This is a genomic window from Amycolatopsis halotolerans (assembly GCF_042647905.1).
Lineage (GTDB): Bacteria > Actinomycetota > Actinomycetes > Mycobacteriales > Pseudonocardiaceae > Amycolatopsis > Amycolatopsis halotolerans.
Genome location: NZ_JBHRWI010000015.1, coordinates 207,612 through 226,085, shown reverse-complemented (window position 1 = coordinate 226,085; position 18,474 = coordinate 207,612). Strand labels below are relative to the sequence as shown.

14 protein-coding genes are annotated in these 18,474 nt (G+C 68.8%); 7 read left to right on the top strand and 7 right to left on the bottom strand.

The genetic code is table 11. The features are described 5' to 3' along the window. Positions 1-21 precede the first annotated feature (21 nt). Positions 22-1,047, bottom strand: a complete 1,026-nt coding sequence (locus tag ACFORO_RS11125; protein WP_377868559.1) for a LacI family DNA-binding transcriptional regulator — start codon at positions 1,045-1,047, stop codon at positions 22-24. A gap of 139 nt (positions 1,048-1,186) precedes the next feature. Here ACFORO_RS11125 and ACFORO_RS11120 point away from each other — a divergent pair, with 139 nt between their 5' ends. Genes ACFORO_RS11120 through ACFORO_RS11110 form a run of 3 tightly spaced genes read left to right on the top strand, consistent with a single transcriptional unit; the run spans position 1,187 to position 6,188 of the window. Then, positions 1,187-2,524: an MFS transporter gene (locus ACFORO_RS11120; protein WP_377868560.1), complete on the top strand. Its 1,338-nt coding sequence runs from the start codon at positions 1,187-1,189 to the stop codon at positions 2,522-2,524. 26 nt (positions 2,525-2,550) lie between these two features. Beyond that, the gene (locus tag ACFORO_RS11115) at positions 2,551-4,608 is read left to right on the top strand and encodes a hydantoinase/oxoprolinase family protein (RefSeq protein WP_377868562.1); all 2,058 of its coding nucleotides are present in this window, start codon (positions 2,551-2,553) and stop codon (positions 4,606-4,608) included. Continuing rightward, the gene (locus tag ACFORO_RS11110; protein ID WP_377868563.1) at positions 4,605-6,188 is read left to right on the top strand and encodes a hydantoinase B/oxoprolinase family protein; all 1,584 of its coding nucleotides are present in this window, start codon (positions 4,605-4,607) and stop codon (positions 6,186-6,188) included. Before ACFORO_RS11115 ends, ACFORO_RS11110 begins: the two co-directional genes overlap by 4 nt. A gap of 24 nt (positions 6,189-6,212) precedes the next feature. Here ACFORO_RS11110 and ACFORO_RS11105 read toward each other — a convergent pair whose 3' ends face one another. Then, on the bottom strand, positions 6,213-6,623 hold the full coding sequence (locus tag ACFORO_RS11105) for an NUDIX hydrolase (protein WP_377868564.1): 411 nt from the start codon (positions 6,621-6,623) through the stop codon (positions 6,213-6,215). Between the two features lie 82 nt (positions 6,624-6,705). Here ACFORO_RS11105 and ACFORO_RS11100 point away from each other — a divergent pair, with 82 nt between their 5' ends. Continuing rightward, the gene (locus ACFORO_RS11100; protein WP_377868565.1) at positions 6,706-7,212 is read left to right on the top strand and encodes an HAD domain-containing protein; all 507 of its coding nucleotides are present in this window, start codon (positions 6,706-6,708) and stop codon (positions 7,210-7,212) included. On the opposite strand, the gene ACFORO_RS11095 is transcribed toward ACFORO_RS11100, so the two are convergent. Continuing rightward, positions 7,204-7,878: an endonuclease V gene (locus ACFORO_RS11095; protein ID WP_377868566.1), complete on the bottom strand. Its 675-nt coding sequence runs from the start codon at positions 7,876-7,878 to the stop codon at positions 7,204-7,206. The genes ACFORO_RS11100 and ACFORO_RS11095 overlap by 9 nt on opposite strands. A 162-nt stretch (positions 7,879-8,040) precedes the next feature. Here ACFORO_RS11095 and ACFORO_RS11090 point away from each other — a divergent pair, with 162 nt between their 5' ends. From ACFORO_RS11090 to ACFORO_RS11080, 3 genes are all read left to right on the top strand, one after another. Then, positions 8,041-8,856, top strand: a complete 816-nt coding sequence (locus ACFORO_RS11090) for a BPL-N domain-containing protein (protein WP_377868567.1) — start codon at positions 8,041-8,043, stop codon at positions 8,854-8,856. 131 nt (positions 8,857-8,987) lie between these two features. Then, entirely contained in the window at positions 8,988-13,949 is a 4,962-nt protein-coding gene (locus ACFORO_RS11085) for a DUF7927 domain-containing protein (protein WP_377868568.1), read from the top strand. A gap of 43 nt (positions 13,950-13,992) precedes the next feature. Next, positions 13,993-14,538, top strand: coding sequence for an AAA family ATPase (locus tag ACFORO_RS11080; RefSeq protein WP_377868569.1), 546 nt, complete (start codon positions 13,993-13,995; stop codon positions 14,536-14,538). A gap of 6 nt (positions 14,539-14,544) precedes the next feature. Here the strand turns inward: ACFORO_RS11080 and ACFORO_RS11075 are convergent, their stop codons facing one another. The 4 genes from ACFORO_RS11075 to ACFORO_RS11060 form a co-directional block, all read right to left on the bottom strand. Further along, complete coding sequence (locus ACFORO_RS11075) at positions 14,545-15,201, bottom strand: hypothetical protein (protein ID WP_377868570.1); 657 nt, start codon at positions 15,199-15,201, stop codon at positions 14,545-14,547. Positions 15,202-15,295: 94 nt separating this feature from the next. Next, on the bottom strand, positions 15,296-16,456 hold the full coding sequence (locus ACFORO_RS11070) for a sulfotransferase family protein (RefSeq protein WP_377868571.1): 1,161 nt from the start codon (positions 16,454-16,456) through the stop codon (positions 15,296-15,298). A 10-nt stretch (positions 16,457-16,466) separates the two neighbouring features. After that, positions 16,467-17,246 carry an SDR family oxidoreductase gene (locus ACFORO_RS11065; protein WP_377868572.1) on the bottom strand — a complete coding sequence of 260 codons (780 nt, stop codon included), beginning with the start codon at positions 17,244-17,246 and terminating at the stop codon, positions 16,467-16,469. A 4-nt stretch (positions 17,247-17,250) separates the two neighbouring features. After that, positions 17,251-18,420 carry a hypothetical protein gene (locus tag ACFORO_RS11060; RefSeq protein WP_377868573.1) on the bottom strand — a complete coding sequence of 390 codons (1,170 nt, stop codon included), beginning with the start codon at positions 18,418-18,420 and terminating at the stop codon, positions 17,251-17,253. Between the last annotated feature and the right edge of the window lie 54 nt (positions 18,421-18,474).

Here is an 18,474-nt window from a genome sequence, read left to right as displayed (position 1 = left end):
GCCGAGTATCGAAACCCGGCGTCAGTCGCGTCGCCTGGTTGATTCCCGCAATCGCAGTTCGGGAGTCAGAAACACCGGCCCGGCAGGCGTCTCGGCCCCGGACAACCGCGCCAGCATCAACTCCACCGCTCGCTCGGCCAGCGCTTCGTGCGTCAGGTCCATCGCGGTGATCGGCGGCGAGCTCGTGCGGGCGTGCTCGCTGTCAGTCAGGGCGGCGAGCAGCAAGTCGTCCGGGATGCGCAGGCCTTGCGCGGCCGCGGCTTCGGCGATCAGCGGGGCGAAATCGCTTGTCGCGACCACGATCGCGTCCGGTCGGTCCGGGCCGGACAGCAAGGGCTGCACCAGTTCGGGCACGTCGCGCTGGGTCAGGCCTTCGCTGAGCAGAGCGGTCCGCGGTGGTAGTCCGCGCCGCTTGCACCACGCCAGGTAGGCCTCGCGCGGACGCCGGTTCCAGGCGTTGTCCTCGGTGCCGGACAGCAGAAGCACGTCGCGCGCGCCTTGGTCGTTGAGATGGTTCAGCAGCGCCTCGACGACCGGCGGATAGTCCAGCCGCACCGCCCACGGGAGGTCGGGCTGTTCGGGATCCTCCTCGACGGTCACCACGGGCAGGCCCCGGCCGAGCAGTTCGGCCAGCGCGGTGTCGCCGCCGTAGGGGTGGGCCACGATGCAGCCGTCCATCGGCACGCTCGCCACCGCGGGGTCGTGCAGGTCGGGCACGTGGATCAGGCCGGTCTTGTGCCGCAGCATCTCGGTCGCGATCGACCCGACGAGCCGGTTGAACGTCTCGGCGCGGTCGGGCGTGCCGGCCACCGCGTAGCGCGGCCGCAGGATGAGCCCGACGAGGCCGGACCGGCCGGTGCGCAGCGAGCGCGCGTTGGGGTTCGGGTCGTAGCCCAGCTCCGCGGCGGCCTCGCGCACCCGCGCCTTCGTCGCCGCGGAAATGGGCCTGCGCCCGGAAAGCGCGTGCGAAACCGTGCTGATCGAGACCCCGGCGCGCTCGGCGACCTCCCGGATCGTCACCGGCCGCTTGCCGCTCGCCGTGTCCACTCCTCGTACCCCTTCGCCCTGCCTCCGGACGGCCCAGTATCGCCCACCGGCCGGCGGAGGAGGGCTTGACACCGCACCGGCGCGCGGGTTTGATGCCGCGAAAGCTCATCAAAACGTTTTGATGATGATAGGAGGCGCCATGGCCGCCCCGCACGAGCCCGCCCCGCCCACCTCCGCCGCCGCGCCGACCGTCGGCGACGTCTGCACCGGGATGCGGCTGACCCGGCGGCATTGGCTGGCCGGTTCGGTGCTGTTCTTCGCGTTCGTCGTCGAGGCCTGGGAGCAGGTCGGGCTGGTCTACGTCTCGAACGGGATCGCGGGCGAGTTCGGCGTGGACAACACGAAACTCGGCTGGGCGCTGTCCGCGGTCGCGTTCGGCATGGTGCCCGGGGCGCTGCTGTGGGGCGGGCTGATCGACCGGCTCGGCCGCCGCCGCGTGACCGTCGCGAGCCTCCTGATTTACGCGGTGCTCGCGCTGGCCGCGGGCCTGTCACCGGCATTCTGGCCGTTCGTTGTGCTGCGGTTCCTGTCCGGCGTCGCGTTCGGCGGGGTCTACGCGGTCACGTTCCCGTACTTCCTCGAACTGCTGCCCACCGCCCGCCGTGGCCAAGGCGCCGTGGCGCTCAGCATCGGGTTTCCGATCGGCACGCTGCTGTGCATCGGGGTGAGTCAGTCGCTCGGGATGATCAGCTGGCGCGCTGTCGCCGTGGTCGCCGCGCTGGCCGGGCTGTGGGCGTTCGCCGTCCTGCGCTGGGTACCGGAATCGCCGTACTGGCTCGCGCGGCGCGGGCGACACGCGGAGGCCGCCACTGTGCTGCGCGGGCTCGGTGCGGAAATTCCGGCTGACACAACCTTTGCCGTTGAGGACGCCGACCGCAAGGCAGGCGCGGTGCGGAACCTGTTCCGGTCGCCGGTGCGGCGGCGGTTCCTGCCGCTGCTGCTCACGTCGTTCACGTTCAGCTGGGGCTATTGGGGTTTGCAGACGTGGTTGCCCGTCCTGCTGCAGAATCGCGGGCTGAGCGTGTCCGGCGCGCTGTGGTTCGTCGCGGTGACCCAGGTCGTGTCCGTCCCCGGCTACCTGCTCGCCGCGTGGCTGACCCGCCGCCACGGCCGCAAGCGGATCTTCCTGCTGTTCGCGCTGGCCTCGGCGATCGGCGGCGTGCTGTTCGGCCTCGCGACCGGTTCGACGCAGTTGTACGCGGGCAATCTGATCCTCGCGTTCTTCTCGCTCGGCGCCTGGGGCATCTGGAACACCTGGTCGGCCGAGGTACTGCCGACCGGACTGCGCGGCGTCGGCTACTCGTGGTCCACCTCGGCGATCCTGCTGGCCAACACCGTTTCGGTGCCGGTGATCGGCGCGATGATGGACCACGGCGTCGCGTCCTCGCTGACTGTCGCGTCGATCGTGGCCTTCCTCGTCGTCGCGCTGCTCGCCGTCCTTCCGCTGCCCGAGACCGAGGGTCGCGCGCTCACCTGATTTCCCTTACCGGACAAGGAGTTCCCATGACCTACCGGGTCGCCATGGACATCGGCGGCACCTTCACCGACGTGGTCGTCCACGACGGCGCGACGCGGCGGCTGCGCGCGGGCAAGGTGCTCACCACCCCCGACGACCTCGCGCGCGGCGTTTTCGGCGCGCTCGAAGGATTCGACCTGCCGTTCGCCGAGATCGAGTTCTTCGTGCACGGCACCACCCAAGGACTGAACGCGCTGCTCGAACGACGCGGCGCGAAGGTGCTGATCCTGACCACACGGGGGATCGGCGACGTCTACCGGATCGCGCGCGGCAACCGGAACCGGCTGTTCGACCTGCACTACCGCAAGCCCGAACCGCTCGTCGGGCCGGAAGCGGTCGCGGAGGTCGCCGGACGGCTCGACGCCACCGGCGCCGAACTCGAACCGCTCGACGAGGACGCGGTGCGGCTGGTCGCGAAACGCGTGCGCGAAGAGGGTTTCGAGGCCGTCGCGGTGTGCTTCCTGTTCTCCTACTTGGATTCCGGGCACGAACGCCGTGCGGGAGAGATCCTGCGGGACGAGCTCGGCGACGACGCGCTGGTCGTGCTCTCCCACGAGGTCGCGCCGGAATGGCGGGAGTACGAGCGGACGTCGACCGCAGTGCTCGAGGCCTACACCGGCCCGTCGGTGCACCGGTATCTCGACCGCATCGAAGCGCGGTTCACGGAGAAGGGCCTGCACGTCCCGGTACACGTCATGCAGTCCTCCGGCGGCCTGGTCAACGCCGGGTTCGCGCGGCGGCATCCGTTGCAGACCCTGCTTTCCGGTCCGGTCGGCGGCACGATGGGCGGCGTCGCGGCGGCGAAACTGCTCGGCCGTCCCGACCTGATCTGCATCGACATGGGCGGGACCTCGTTCGACGTCTCGCTGGTGATGGACTACGCCGCCGACGTTTCGCCGGACGGCGAGGCGGAGGGATTCCCGCTGCTGATGCCGCTGGTCAACCTGCATACGGTCGGCGCGGGCGGCGGTTCACTCGCCTATGCCGAGGGCGACGCGCTGCGCGTCGGCCCCGAATCGGCGGGCGCGGTGCCCGGCCCGGCGTGCTACGGCCGCGGCGGGACGCAGGCGACGGTCACCGACGCGAACTGCGTGCTCGGCCGTGTCGATCCGGAGTCGTTCGCGGGTGGCGGAATGCCGCTCGACCTCGAGGCCGCGCGCACGGTCGTCGCGACGCTGGCGGATCAGCTCAGCATGGATCCGGTCGAGCTGGCGTCCGGTATCTGCGACGTCGGCAACGCCAAGATGGCACAGGCGATCCGCACCCTGACCGTCGAACACGGCCGCGAGCCGGGCCAGTTCGCGCTGCTCGCGTTCGGCGGCGCGGGACCGATGCACGCGGCGTTCATCGCGCGGGAAATCGGGATCACCGAGGTGATCGTGCCGCGGTTCCCGGGCGCGTTCTCGGCGTGGGGCATGCTCGAGGCGGACGTGCGGCGGGACTTCACCATGCAGTTCTTCGCCAACGGAGCCGAACTCGACACCCGCGCCCTCCGCACGGCTCTCGACTCGCTGCGCGATCAGGCGCTGGAAGCGTTGCGGGACCAGGGAATCTCCGAGGACCGCCAGTCGGTGACGCACGGCGTCGACATGCGGTACGAAAGCCAGGACTACACCCTGACCGTGCCGATCCTGGACTCAGACCCCGTCGACAGTCCCGATTTTCTGCCTGCGGTGGAGGCGCGTTTCGCCGAGATCCACCACCAGCGCTACGGCCACGCCACCCCCGGTGCGCCAGTGCAGTTCGTCGCGCTCCGCACCACGGGCCACGGCGTCGTCGACCGCGCCGCGGCCTCCTCCGAGGCGATCGTCGAGCGACCCGAGCCCGTTGTCCGCGACGTCGTTTTCGCCGGCCAGGCCGTGCCCACCACGATCGTGGCGCGCGCGTCGCTCGCCCCCGGCAGCCGCTTGTCCGGACCCGCGATCGTGCACGAGGAAACCGCCACCACGGTCGTCCCGCCGGACGCCGAACTCGCCGTCGACGACCACGGCTTCCTGGTCGTCACCCTCGCGGCCGCCGGCCACCTGCAGGAGGAGCACGCGTGAGCATCAGCCCCGTCACCACCGAAATCATCCGCTCGGCGCTGATCCAGGCGGCCGAGGACATGAACATGACCCTGATCCGGTCGTCGTACACACCGACGATCTACGAGGGCAAGGACTGCGCCGTCGCTTTGCTGGACCGGCGCCATCGCGTCCTCGGCCAGTCGTCCGGGCTGCCGATTTTCCTCGGGAACCTGGAGATCTGCACGAGCCACACCGAGGACCTGTTCGGCGCGGAAGTCTGGCAGCCCGGCGACGTCTGGGTGCTCAACGACTCCTACATCGGCGGCACGCACCTCAACGACTGCACGGTTTACGCGCCGATCTTCGTCGGAGACGAACTGGTCGGGTTCGCGGCTTCGCGCGCGCATTGGATCGACATGGGTTCCAAGGATCCCGGCGGTTCGATGGATTCCACGAACATCTACCAAGAGGGCCTGCGGATGGGGCCGACGCGGATCGTCGCCGGTGGCGTCGAATGCGCCGACATCCTGCGGCTGATCGAGACGAACGTGCGGTTCCCGTACGTGACCCTCGGCGACATGCGCGCGCAGATCGCCTGTGCCCGGATGGGCGTGCGGCGGCTCGGCGAACTGTTCGCCCGCTACGGCGCGCAAACCGTCGACGCCGCGCGCGAGCAGATCTTCGCCCAGACCGAACGGCTCGAACGCGAGCGGATCGCGGCGATCCCGGACGGCGAGTACGAGGCGACCGGGTATCTGGACAACGACGCGATCGACCCGGACACGCCGCTGAAAGTGCGCGTGCGGGTGGTCGTCGAGGGCGAATCGATGACGATCGACCTCACCGACTGTGCCGACCAGGCCACCGGTCCGGTGAATTGCGGCCGCTCCCAGGCGATTTCGGCGGCGCGGGTCGGGTACAAGCTGCTCATCTCGCCGCAGGTGAGCCTCAACGGGGGTTCGTTCGCGCCGCTGGACGTCCAGGTCCGCGACGGGTCGATGCTCGGCGCTCGGGAGCCCGCCGCGTGCCAGTACTACTACTCCAGTCTCGGCATGCTCATCGATCTCGTCGTGGCCGCGCTCGCGCCCGCGATGCCGGACCGGGTCGCCGCGGCCAGCTACGGCGATTCGATGATCGTGCAGTTCGCCGGCGACCACCCGCGGACAGGCGAACCGTTCGTGACCCTGGAAGCGACCGTCGGCGGCTGGGGAGCCTGGAACGGCGGCGACGGGGAAACGGCGCTGATCAACAACGTCAACGGGTCGTTGCGGGACCTGCCGGTCGAGGTGGTCGAAACGCTGTATCCGGTGCGGGTGAACGAATACCGCATCCGCACCGGCTCGGGCGGCGCGGGCCGCTGGCGCGGGGGCGACGGAGTGGTGCGGGAGTACGTGATGGAGGCGGACCAGGACCTGTCGCTGTGGTGGGAGCGGTCGGTGACGCCCGCCTGGGGGCTGTTCGGCGGGTCGTCGGGCGCTCCGCCGCGCGTGGTGTTGAACCCCGGGACGCCGGACGCCCGGGAGATGTTGAAGGTGAACAGCCTTCGGGTGCACCGAGGAGACGTGCTGCGGTGCGAGTCCGGCGGGGGAGGGGGTTACGGGACGCCTGCCGGGGTGTAACGGAGTCTTCCGCGAGGTGACTGTCTACTGTGGAGCTTCAGCGAGCAGCCCGGCTTCGCGCAGGTGATCGAAAATGACCTGGTCGACCGGGGACACCTTGCTCCGGTCGGCGTAGGTCAGCCAGACGATCTCCTCGATCTCGCTGCTGGGAGTCAGGGCTCCGCGGTAGTCGGCGGTGTAGCAGGTCATCCGGACGGCGATGCCCGCGGCGTGTCCGTGGGCTTGGGCCTGGAAGGTGCCGAAATGCCGCGCGCTCTCGGGCTTGATGGCGACGGTGAGCTCCTCGTCGATCTCGCGGACGAGAGTCTGGAGATCGGTCTCGCCGGGTTCGCGTTTGCCGCCGGGGAGGTAGTAGACGTCCTTGCCTCGTGAGCGAGTGCTGAGAACCCTGCCCGCGTCGAACCGGATCCAGGCGATCTTGTCGATGACGGTCAACGGGGTTCCTTCCGGGCGGGATTCGTCGGGTGAAGGTAGCTGTCGCGGGGTTGGCGGCTCAACTGGATAAGCTGGCAGCGCAATGGAATCGACCGAGTCCTCCCTTGGCGGCCGTCGCTCGTTGGTGTTCCTTGATGTCGACGGAACGCTGCTGCCGTTCGGTGCTGCCCCGGGCCGCGAACCGCTTGAGCCGGGTCCGCTGCTGGATCGGCTCGATCCGCGGTGGGGGATCCGGCTCGCCGCGCTGCCCGCCGAATTGGTGTGGGCCACGACGTGGGAAGACGAAGCCAACACCGAGATCGCGTCGCGGCTCGGCCTGCCGCGCTTGCCGGTTGTGCGCTGGCCGGAGCTCTCGGAAGCGGAAGAACGCGAAGACCGGTGGCTCGGCGTGCATTGGAAGACCCGGACGCTGGTCGAGTGGGCGGACGGACGTCCCTTCGCCTGGGTCGACGACGAGATCACTGACGGGGACCGGGAGTGGGTGCTGGCCCGCCATCCCGGTCGTGCGCTGCTGCACCGCGTCGCTCCGGATCTCGGTCTCGCGGAGGAGGATTTCGTGGTGATCGGCGAGTGGCTGCGGTCATTGTGAAAGCTGGCGCTCCGCCAACGCCCGACGGCACAAGGAATCCGCCCGGCGCGTCGTCTCCGGCAGTCGGTACTTCCGTGCCAACGCCAGCGTCGCATCGCTAGCCTCCGCCAACCCGATCCGATGACCGACCGAAACGAAGACCGGCTTGACCCCAGCCTGCGTGCGCAGCGCCCGCCCGACGACCTCCGCGCCATCAACCAGCGGGGACCAATCGCCGCGCGCCGGAGCGGGGTGGTCGTAGGTGAAGGTGAACGGCGTTTTGGCGACCCCGGCGGTGCGGAGTCCGGTCAGGACTCCGAGGTGGCTCGCCAGCCCGAGCCGGCGCGGGTGGGCGAGGCCGTAGCCGTCGCAGAGGACGAGGTCTGGGCGGTGGCGGAGGGCGGCCAGGGCGTCCAGGACGGGCGGGAGTTCGCGGAAGGCGAGCAAGCCGGGGACGTAAGGGAAGCTGACTTGCCCCGCCGCCGTCGTTTCTTCCACCGTTTCGAGCGACGTGAAGTCGACGAGCACGGCGGCTGCGACGACCAGGTCCCGTTCCTCGTCGTAGGCGACGTCGACGCCCGCTACCAGGGCACCGTCGGAGAGGGCCGGGCCGGTCGGGTCCACGAGGGCGCGCAGGCGGTGTTGTTCGGCAAGGGCGTCGGCCTCGGTGGCGGGCCAGGCTGGCATGGGGTTCCTCGCGGAGTGGCAGGCCCAGCAGGTCCTGCGGCACGATCGGTTACGGGCGAAAGGTCGGCGCTGACCCTATCAGGCTCAAAAGTGTGACCGTTACTAAAAGCTAATCGTTAGTACTATGGTGCGGCAACGGCCGCCAAGAGGAGAGAGAAAACCATGCCCGGTACGGACCTCAGGCCCGACCGTCGTCCCGCGATTCCGGGGCGGCGGCGGTGGCTGGCCGGTCTTCTCTCGGCCGCCGCGTTGCTGGCGGTGGGTTGCGGTCAGCCGGAGGCCGTGGCGGAAAAACCTCCGGCGCGGGGTGCGGAAGCGCCGCTCGTGCTGGTTTACAACGGGCCGCAAGGGTGCGCGGATTGCGGGCCCGCGGTGGCCGATCTGCTGCGCCGCGCACCGCAGCATTTCCGGGTCGAGTACGTCGGGCCGGGCACCGGGAAGCCGCTGACCGCGGCCGTGCTGGCGGAGGCGCAGTTGTACGTCCAGCCGGGCGGCGGTCAGGATCTCGACCGGACTTGGCAGGACCTGGACGACTCCGCCAACGCGGTCCGCGATTGGGTCCGGGGCGGCGGCAGCTACCTCGGCCTGTGCTTCGGCGGCTATCTCGCGGGCCGCGATCCGGGGTTCGGCCTCCTGCCCGGCGACACGCACGGGTACGCGGGTTCTCCCGGCTCGACGGTCCCGGACGAGCGCGACACCGTCATCGAGGTCAGCTGGCACGGGAAGCCGCGGCACATGTATTTCCAGGACGGGCCCGTCTTCCGGCTGGACGAGGGTTCCCACGCGACTGTGCTGGCGACCTACACCAACGGGGCGCCCGCGGTGGCAGTCACCCCGTACGGCAAGGGGCGGGTCGGCGTCAGCGGGCCGCATCCGGAAGCCGACGCCTCCTGGTACGACGAGAAGGGGCTCACCAATCCCGACGGCGTCCAGACGGATCTGGCCTACGAGCTGATCCAGGCGACTGTCTCGCGGTAAGGGAAATGCGCGCGTGAATGTTTTTCGCGGGCGGGCAATTCCGGTGTCTAAGGTGAACTCAAGTGGGTGACTTGTGCGCCCCGCCGCGCTTTCGAGTTGTCGGTTGGGGTGCGCGTTGATTCGATGCGATCATGGTGCGCTGGGCGGGTGGGAACGGGAAAGCGGTCCGGCGGTTGGCCGTGCGGGTTCTCGTGACGGCGGTCGCCGTATCGGGTGTCGTGGTCGGCGGCGCTGCTCCCGCGTCGGCGGAGACGTGGCCGGTGGAGGGCGAACAGAGTCCGTCCGCATTCGACTGCGACCATCTCTATTACAGCAATTTCCGCTCGGGCATGCAGTTCCGCACCGACGCCGCCGGGGACGCCGAGATCCAGAACACCGTGATCAGCAAACGGGCGGGCACCGGCCTGCCGGATTACTGGTCGACCGATATGGCGCTCGGCAAGGATCCCGACACCGGCCGTCCCGCCGCGTTCTATTCCAGTTACACGAGTGCGAACCGGAAGCTGTACAAACACGTTTCCGGGACGGACCGGGCCACCGACGAGATCGCGGCCGGCCAGACCCGCGACCTGCCCGCCGGCGTGAACTGGGGCGGGACCGCCGCGGATCCGAACACCGGGATGCTCTTCGGCGCGCAGAACGGCGGCGCGCCGAAGCTGTTCGGGATGAACCTGGCGACCGGCGCGACGACCGTCTGGACCAGGGGCTCGAACCTCACGCCGGTCCCGTCGAACGATCCCGTTTTCCTCGGCGGCTCGCTGGTGCCCGACCTGTTCGTGGACGCCGACGGCGGCGCGTACTACGGCATTTCCTACGGCGGCTCGACCTACGTGTACCGGCTCGATCTGGCGACCGGGACCACGACGCGGGCGGTGCACGTCGTCGGACCGGGGTCGAGCAACGGCTTCAACAACTACGGAATGGCCTACTTCCACGGTTCGATCTACCTCGGCTACTACGGCGGCGCACTGTACAAAGTGGACCCGAAGACCGGCGCGTCGACGCTGGTGCCCGGCGGGAACGCCCAGGACAACCAGGTCGGCCGGATCAAGTCCGAATCCGGCGGCACCTGGCCGATCACCGACCTCGCCAGTTGCTCGATCGCGCCGAACCTGACATCTCGCCTCGTCGTGCGCAAGACCGCCAGCGAGCAGACCGCTAAGCCGGGGGACACCGTGCGGTACACGGTGACGATCACCAACGAGGGCGACGCTCCCGCACCCGCCGCCCAGCTGACCGACGACCTGAGCGCGGTCCTCGACGACGCCGCGTACAACAACGACGCGTCCACCACGAACGGCGGGGCACCGACGCCGACCCAGCCGGGCTACGACGGCCGGAAGCTGACCTGGACGGGTGCGATCGCGCCTGGCGACACCGTCACCATGGCCTATTCGGTGACCGTGGGAAAGCCGCCCGGCGGGGACAAAAAGCTGACCAACGTCGTGACAGTCCCGGAAAGCAATTGCGCTGAGCCGTCGAAGGACCCCGCGTGTTCGACGGTCGTGCCGATCGCCACGTTGAAGATCGCGAAGCATGCGTCGCCTGCCAACCCGAGCCCGGGGAGCGTCGTCTCGTACACGGTCACCGTGACCAACGACGGTCAGGCTGATTGGGCTGGAGCGCACGTCACCGACGATCTGACCGACGTCCTCGACGACGCCACCTACAACAACGACGCGCGCGCAACCGGTTCCGGCACGATTACCTACGACCCAGGACGAGCGCTGCGCTGGACCGGCGATGTCGCGGCGGGTGCCACGGTCACCATCACCTACACGGTGACCGTCGCCGACCCGCCGCGCGGAAACCGTCGCCTGACCAACCGCGTCGTGGGCCCGGACGGTTCGAACTGCGGCACAGACCCCTCATGCACCACGGACGAACCGATTTCCGGCCTGGTGATTCGGAAATCGTCCTCGCCCGCCACCGCGAAGCCAGGCGACACCGTCACGTACACGATCACCGCCGAGAACATCGGCGGCGCGACGGCGACCGCGGTCCGCCTTTCCGACGACCTCACCGGCGTGATCGACGACGCTGCCTACAACAACAATGCCGCTGCCACCATCGGCGGCACTCCCACGCCGAGCCAGCCGGGATACGATCCGAGTACGGTGAAACTCATGTGGACCGGCGACATCCCCGCCGCCCAGACCGTCACGATCCGCTACACCGTCACCGTGCACTCGCCGCCGCACGGGGACCACAAACTGCGCAACACCGTGACCGGCCCAGAGGGATCGAACTGCCCGCCGAACAGCACGGATTGCACCACCGACACTCCCATCGGCGCGCTCGAAATCAAGAAGATCGCGGACAAGACCGATGCCAAGCCCGGCGAGCGCGTCAGCTACACCGTGACCGTGCGGAACATCGGCGAGGCCGCGTATCCCGGAGCGTCGTTCACCGACGACCTGTCCGGTGTCCTCGATGACGCGACGTGGAACAACGACGCGACAGCCACGTCGGGCACCGCCTCCTTCGCTGCCCCGCGGCTGCACTGGACGGGCGACGTCCCGGCCGGTGCCACCGTGACCGTGCGCTACTCCGTCACCGTCGGCACCCCGCCCGCCGGTGACAAGCGGCTGCGCAACCTCGTCACCGGACCGGACGGTTCGACGTGCCCGCCCGGCAATACCGACCCGGACTGCGGTACTGACACCGGGATCGGCGCCCTCGAATTGTCGAAGACCGCTTCGCCCGCGACGGCGCAGCCGGGCGACAAGGTCACGTATACGGTGACCGCGCGGAACCCAGGCACCGCAACCTATCGAGGCGCGCGTTTCACCGACGACCTGAGCCGAGTCCTGGACGACGCGACCTACAACCAGGACGCCCGGGCCACTGCTGGCACCGTCACCTACGCCGAACCCACCTTGACGTGGACCGCCGACCTGCCCGCGGGCGGGACCGCGACGATCACGTACTCGGTTACCGTCAGCCCGACGCGCACCGGGGACAGCGAACTCCGCAACGCGATCACCGGCCCGCCCGACTCCAGTTGCCCGCCCGGCACCAAGGACCCGGACTGCAATGCGGTTACGCCGGTCGCTCGGCTGCACGTCAAGAAGACCGCGAGCCCGTCGAATCCGCTGCCCGGCGACACCGTCACTTATACCGTTTTGGTGGCCAACGACGGCAAGGCCGCTTACCGTGGCGCTTCCGTCACTGATGACCTGACTGGTGTGCTTGATGATGCGAGTTACAACAACGATGCTCGTGCGACGAGTGGCGCGACTGCTTATGCCGCACCGAAACTGACGTGGAATGGGGACGTCGGGGCGGGTGCGTCGGTGACGATCACGTACACGGTCACGGTGCATAATCCGCCGACCGGCGACAAGGAGTTGGTCAATGCGGTGACGGGCGGTGATTGTCTGCCGGGTGGTCATGATCCGGAGTGCGGGACGGTCACGCCGTTACCATCGCTGAAGGTCAAGAAGACCACGAGCCCGTCGAATCCGCGGCCCGGCGACACCGTCACTTATACCGTTTTGGTGGCCAATGACGGCAAGGCCGCTTACCGTGGCGCATCCATCACTGACGACCTCACCGGCGTTCTCGATGACGCGAGTTACAACAACGATGCTCGTGCGACGAGTGGCACAACTGTCTATGCCGCACCGAAACTGACGTGGAATGGGGATGTCGGGGCGGGTGCGTCGGTGACGATCAGCTATACCGTCACCGTGCATAATCCGCCGACCGGCGACAAGGAGCTGGTCAATGCGGTGACGGGCGGCGAGTGTCTGCCGGGTGGTGATGATCCGGATTGCGGGACGGTCACGCCGTTGCCAGCGCTGAAGATCACGAAGACCGCGACTCCAGCGGAGATCAAGACCGGCGATCGGGTCAGCTACACGATCACCGTCGAGAACGTCGGCGAGGCTGATTACCGGGCCGCGTCTTTCACGGACAACCTCGCGGGCGTGCTCGACGACGCGACCTACAACGGCGACGCCAAAACGGACACCGGCACCGTAGCCGTCGCGCCGCCGAACCTGACGTGGACCGGAGACCTGGCCAAGGGGGCCACCGCGATCGTCACGTATTCCGTCACGGTCACCAACGCAGGCGACCACCGGCTCGTCAACACCGTCACCGGAAGCGGGTCGAACTGTCCGGAGGGGTCGACCGATCCGGACTGTCGGGTCGTGCTGCCGAAGCCGCACCTGCGGATCACCAAAACCGCCGCCCCGGCGATCGCCGAACCGGGCGGGAAGGTCGCCTACACCGTGACCGTCCGCAACATCGGCGAGGCACCGCAGCCGGACGCACAGTTCACCGACGACCTCTCCGGTGTCCTGGACGACGCCGCCTACAACGGAGATGCCAAGGCGACTGCTGGAGACGTCCGCTACCAAGCCCCGCGTCTACAGTGGACTGGACCTGTCGAGGCGGGTGCGCAGGTCACGATTACGTATTCGGTGACGGTCGGGGATCCGCCGCGTGGCGACAAGGTCCTGCGCAACGCGGTCACGAGTCCGGACGACACGAACTGCCTGACCCGGGACCCGGCTTGCGGCACGGAAACCCCGGTGCGCGCCATGACCATCACCAAGCGCGCGGGCGTGGCGACGGCGAAACCGGGGGAGAAGGTCGCCTACACCGTCGATATCGCCAACACCGGCACGGCCGCCTATCCGGACGCGGCGTTCGTTGACGACCTCTCCGACGTTCTGGACGACGCCACCTACAACCAGGACGCCAAAGCCACCAGCGGAACCGTCGACGAGAGCGGTTCGCGGCTGACCTGGCACGGGGTGCTTGCAGTTGGCCAGACCGTCACGGTCACCTACTCGATCACCGTCAAACCTGAAGCGGCTGCTGGGAGCCATCTGCGCAACGTCGTGGTCTCGTCGAATCCGGGAACCAGTTGTGTCACCGGAACTGAGCCTGGTTGTTCCACGGACACTCCGGTGACACCGCCGACTCCGGTGAAACCCCCGAACCCGGCGGTACCGCCGAGCACACCGCCGCTGGCCTCGACCGGCACACCCTTCCGGGACCTCCTCTTCAGTTCGCTGTTCACCTTGCTCACTGGCTTCGCGCTGCTGGTTGCTACCCGGCGACGCAGGCGGCGGGGCTGAAAATCGTTGGCGGGCCGCCGATGAAGAAGGCAGGGTCCGGGGCGTGACGATCTTCGTGGTGACCGGAATCCAAGCGGCGGGCAAGTCGACGGTGGCGCAGGCCCTCGCGGATCGGTTGCCGAAATCCGTGCACGTGCGCGGGGACGCGTTCCGGCGGATGGTGGTCAACGGCCGGGTCGAGATGGGTCCGGCCGAGCCGCCCGCCGAGGCGATCCGTCAGCTTCGGCTGCGGTACGCGCTCGCGGCCCAGGTCGCCGACGGGTACGCCGACGCCGGGTTCACCGTGGTGCTGCAGGACATCGTGCTCGGCGAACACCTGACCGAGATGGTCGACGCGCTGCGCACGCGGCCCTGTTACGTCGTGGTTCTCGCGCCGAGCGCCGAGGTGGTGGCGCAGCGCGACGCGGCTCGGCAGGCGGCGCGGGGGAAGATCGCGTACCAGCCGGGCGACACGGGCATCGCCGGGCTGGACGCGTACCTCCGCGAAGAGACTCCGAAGATCGGGCTGTGGCTGGATACCTCGGAGCTGACGGTCGAGGAGACTGTCGACGAGATTCTTGCCCGGGCAGAGGCTGAAGCGGTGGTCTGACCGGAGTCAGTTCGGCGGCTGCTGCGGGCCTTCGCCCGGGTTGGGCTGCGGCGGCTCGGGCTGGGAGTGCCCAGGCTGCTCCGGCTGGGGGTAGCCGGGCTGCTGCTGGAAGTAGCCGGACTGCTGGCCGGGATCCGGCGCGGGGTAACCGGGCTGGGGCTGACCGGGCTGACCCGGTTGCGGCTGACCGGGCTGACTGGGCTGGCCGGGTTGCGGATAACCAGGCTGCGCGTAGCCGGCCTGCGGATACCCGGGCTGGCCGTAACCGGCCTGCGGGGCGAACCCGGGCTGCCCGCCCGTCGGGTACCCGCCCGGCGCGAAACCGGGCTGCGCGGCGCGGCCGCCCTTCGCGACCGCCAGCACGACCAGCAACCACGACAGTATTTCGAGACCGTTGAGCGTGATGCCCACGGACGTGAAGATCGTCGACAGCTCGGCGGTGCTCAGGTGGTCCGACATCATCCAGGACGTGATGTTCGCCAGGATGAGCTGCCAGGCGATGTTCAGCGCCGTGGTGACGAGCATGACCGCGAAGGCGGCCACCATCAGCCCGGAACCGCCGCGCGAGCGCCTGCCGATCGAGAGGATCAGGCCGAACAGCCCCACGATCAGCAGCAATGCCTGCGGGAGGACCTGGATGATCGTGTTGGTGAAGGTCGTCATACCTGCTCTCCGCTCAAGGAACGTCGGGCAGATCCTAGGGGGCGGCCCCGTGCGGCGTGGCCGGTTCGCCGAAGATCCCGGTCTCGAAACGGCTTCAACTTCGGTGCGCGGCACGGTATCCGGCGAACCGCTCGTCGACCTCCCCGGCGGTCAGTCCGAAGTCGGCGAGGTCGTAGCGGTGCCTCGGTTTCGCGTCCCCGGTGCGGCTCCGCTCGTGCAACGTGGTCATCGCGTCGCGCGCCCGCGGGGCGAGGTCGAGGCCGAAGTGCTGGTAGACGCCCTCGACAGTGCTGATCGGGTCGGCGACGAAGTCCTCGTACCGGACGTCGCAGAACTGCGCGGGGTTGTGCCGCTCCCGGGCCGCTGCGAACTGTTCTGCGCCGCGCGCCCACAGGTCGAGCTGGCTGCGTCCGACGACCTCGCCGCGGAAAGTGTCCGACCAGCCTTCGGAAGCCTGCTCGGTGAGGCTGCACACCGACGCGATGATCGTGCTGGGCGCGCGATGGGTCTGCACGACCAGCGCGTCCGGGTAGACCTCCATCAGCGCGTCGAGCGCGAACAGATGGCTCGGGTTCTTGAGCACCCAGCGGCGGCCGGCGTCGGGAAGGCCGATGAGCTGGAGGTTGCGTCGGTGCCTGCGGTAGGCGTCGGTCCAGTCCTGTCCGTCGAGCCAGCGCGAATAGCCGGGCACGTGCGCGAGGCATTCGTACGAAACGGATTTCAGCGACTGCCGCAGCAGTTGCCAGCATTCCTCGACCTGGTCCGCCGACATGTGGTGCAGGCCCATGAACTCGGGATGCTCGACGTGGTGCTGCTCGTAGCCGGCCTGAATCGCTTGGAACACCGGGTTTTCCGCCCAGGTTTCGCGCGGCGGGCGCGGCTGCGGCATTTCGGTCAGCCACACTTCGAGACCTTGGTGGGCCGGGTCTTCGGTCAGCAGCCGGTGCAGCGCGGTCGTCCCGGTGCGCGGCAGTCCGGTGACGAAGATCGGCCGCTCGATCGGTACGTCGGCGTACTGCGGATTCTGTTTCCACGAAGCTTCGCTCAGCAGCCGTGCGACCAGTGCGCCGCGCAGGAAAGCACGGTGGACTTTGTTGCCGTACGGCGTCAAATCCGCTTCGCCGGCGTATGAATCGAGCAGCACACGCAGGCCTTCGAGGTACTCGTCGCCGCCGAAATCGTCGAGGCCGGTGAGCTTCGTGGCGGACGCGTGGAGGTCTTCGACCGTGCCGACGCTGTCTCGTCCTGGACGCATGATCTTCCCCTCAGTGATGGTATTCGCCGGCGTTCACGTCGAGGCATTGCCCGGTGACGCAGCGGGCCAGCGCGGACGCGAGGAACACGACAGTGTCGGCGATCTCGTCCGGTTCCGGGAGGCGGCGCAGGTCGATCGTCTCCGCCGTTTCCTCGTACACCTGCTCCGCGGGCACGCCGCGTTCCTTGGCCAGGTAAGCGAAGTACCACTTGAGCGAGTCTGCCCAGATGTAGCCCGGGGCAACGGAATTGACCCGGATTCCGCGCGGGCCGAGTTCCGACGCCAGGCTTTGCGCGAGCGCGAGCAAACTCGCCTTGGCCATCTTGTACGCGCCGAAAGTGCGCCGCGAATGCCGCAGCACGGCCGAGTTGATCATCACCACCGAACCGGCGCTTTCGGCGAGTGCGGCGGTGCAGAGGCGGGTCAGCCGGAGCGCGGCGAGCACGTTGGTTTCGAACCCGGCGCGGACCGCGTCGAGATCGACTTCGGCGAGGTCGGTGATCGGCGGAATGGCGAAAGCGTTGTTCACCAACGTGTCCACTCGCCCGAACTCGCTCAGCGCTGTCTCGACGAGCTTCGCTGCCGAGGCGTCGTCGGTGATGTCGGTGGGCACTGCGACGGCCCGGCGGCCAAGCGCCTCGACCTCGGCGGCGACTTCGGCGAGCCGGGATTCGGTGCGGGCCGCGAGGACGACGTCGGCACCGGCCGCGGCGGACCGCAACGCGATCGAACGACCCAGCCCCGGGCCGATTCCGGAGACGAGAACGACTTTGCCCGTAAGGAGATCCATGGATTCAGCCCAGCATCCTGGCCGCGACCGCGGCCTGTCGTGCGGCGATCCGCTCTGCCCATTCCTCGGGGGTCACGCCGGCCTCCTTGTGAAACGGCAGCCGGTCGGCGAGTTCGCCGAACTTCACGACTTCGACCTCCGGACCGTCCTCAGCGGTCAGTTGCCGGGAAAGCCGCTGCCAGCGGATCTGGACGTACCCGCGGTCGTGCCCGGTGCGTTCGAGCCAGTTCGCGACGCCGGGGTCGCGTTCGCTGATCACGAACCGCATCTTGCCGTCCGGGTCGGTCCGGGCCTGGTCGGCGGTGAGGCTGGTCTGGTGGTTGAGGTAGTCGAGCGAGACGTACCACGGGCTGCCGAGCTGGATGCCCTGGTACGGCGCGTCCGAACGGGGCACGGTGACGATCATGACCTCGTCGTCGGCGAGTTCGTAGTGCCCGGCCGAGGAGTACTGGGTGGGCAGGCCGCCGGGCGTGCTGCGCGGTTCGGTCATCGTGTTCACCGGCAGGTTCAGGTAGAACCACTTGGGGAAGGCGAGGAACGTCCGGATCCGGCTGAGCAGGATCTTTCCGGTGACGCCGTAGCGTTTCTCCATCGCGGTGCGGGACAACGCGGGCGGCGCCTGGCCGGTGGTGCCGGCGCAGCGGAGCTGGATGCTGCCGCGCTGTTCGGTCGCCCAGTCGCTGTAGACCTCGCGCACGACGAGCATCGACGAGCCCGGACCCAGCACGAAATAACCGGGCTCGGGATCGGGTTTCGCCGGGCCGAAACGGATCTCGAAGGTGCCGTCGGCGGCGACGGGGATGTCGCGGTCGTCGAACGCGGTCATGCTGTCGGGCACCTCGACCGGCGTGTAGTCGCCGTTGAGGACCTGGAAGCTCAGGTCGGCGGTGGTGCCGCGGGTGCCGGTGACGACGTACTCGCGGTCCTCGCGGATGTTCGCGTTGAAGTACAGGGTGTCCGGGTTGTCGAGGCCCATTTTCGTGTACGGGCCGGTGGACAGGGTGAAATACGGGAAGTCGCGGTCGTAGGCCCACGCCGTCTGGACCGAGGCCCGGATGCTGCCCGCGAGGTAGTCGTAGCCCTCGATCAGGTCCTGTTCGGTCCGGACGTGCGGCGCCTCGGCGATGATCTTTTCGGCTTCGGCGATCGCGCCGGCGAGCGGTTCGGTCAGCACCGGAGACTCCTCACGCTGGTCCAAATCTGTACCGGGGTGGTACGTTCGGTGTCG

Excerpts from the sequence above, each read along its gene's own strand:
- ACFORO_RS11065 (WP_377868572.1), bottom strand. The coding sequence starts at position 17,246 with ATGGATCTCCTTACGGGCAAAGTCGTTCTCGTCTCCGGAATCGGCCCG.
- ACFORO_RS11085 (WP_377868568.1), top strand. The coding sequence starts at position 8,988 with ATGGTGCGCTGGGCGGGTGGGAACGGGAAAGCGGTCCGGCGGTTGGCC.
- ACFORO_RS11090 (WP_377868567.1), top strand. The coding sequence starts at position 8,041 with ATGCCCGGTACGGACCTCAGGCCCGACCGTCGTCCCGCGATTCCGGGG.
- ACFORO_RS11095 (WP_377868566.1), bottom strand. The coding sequence starts at position 7,878 with ATGCCAGCCTGGCCCGCCACCGAGGCCGACGCCCTTGCCGAACAACAC.
- ACFORO_RS11120 (WP_377868560.1), top strand. The coding sequence starts at position 1,187 with ATGGCCGCCCCGCACGAGCCCGCCCCGCCCACCTCCGCCGCCGCGCCG.
- ACFORO_RS11070 (WP_377868571.1), bottom strand. The coding sequence starts at position 16,456 with ATGCGTCCAGGACGAGACAGCGTCGGCACGGTCGAAGACCTCCACGCG.
- ACFORO_RS11075 (WP_377868570.1), bottom strand. The coding sequence starts at position 15,201 with ATGACGACCTTCACCAACACGATCATCCAGGTCCTCCCGCAGGCATTG.
- ACFORO_RS11115 (WP_377868562.1), top strand. The coding sequence starts at position 2,551 with ATGACCTACCGGGTCGCCATGGACATCGGCGGCACCTTCACCGACGTG.
- ACFORO_RS11100 (WP_377868565.1), top strand. The coding sequence starts at position 6,706 with ATGGAATCGACCGAGTCCTCCCTTGGCGGCCGTCGCTCGTTGGTGTTC.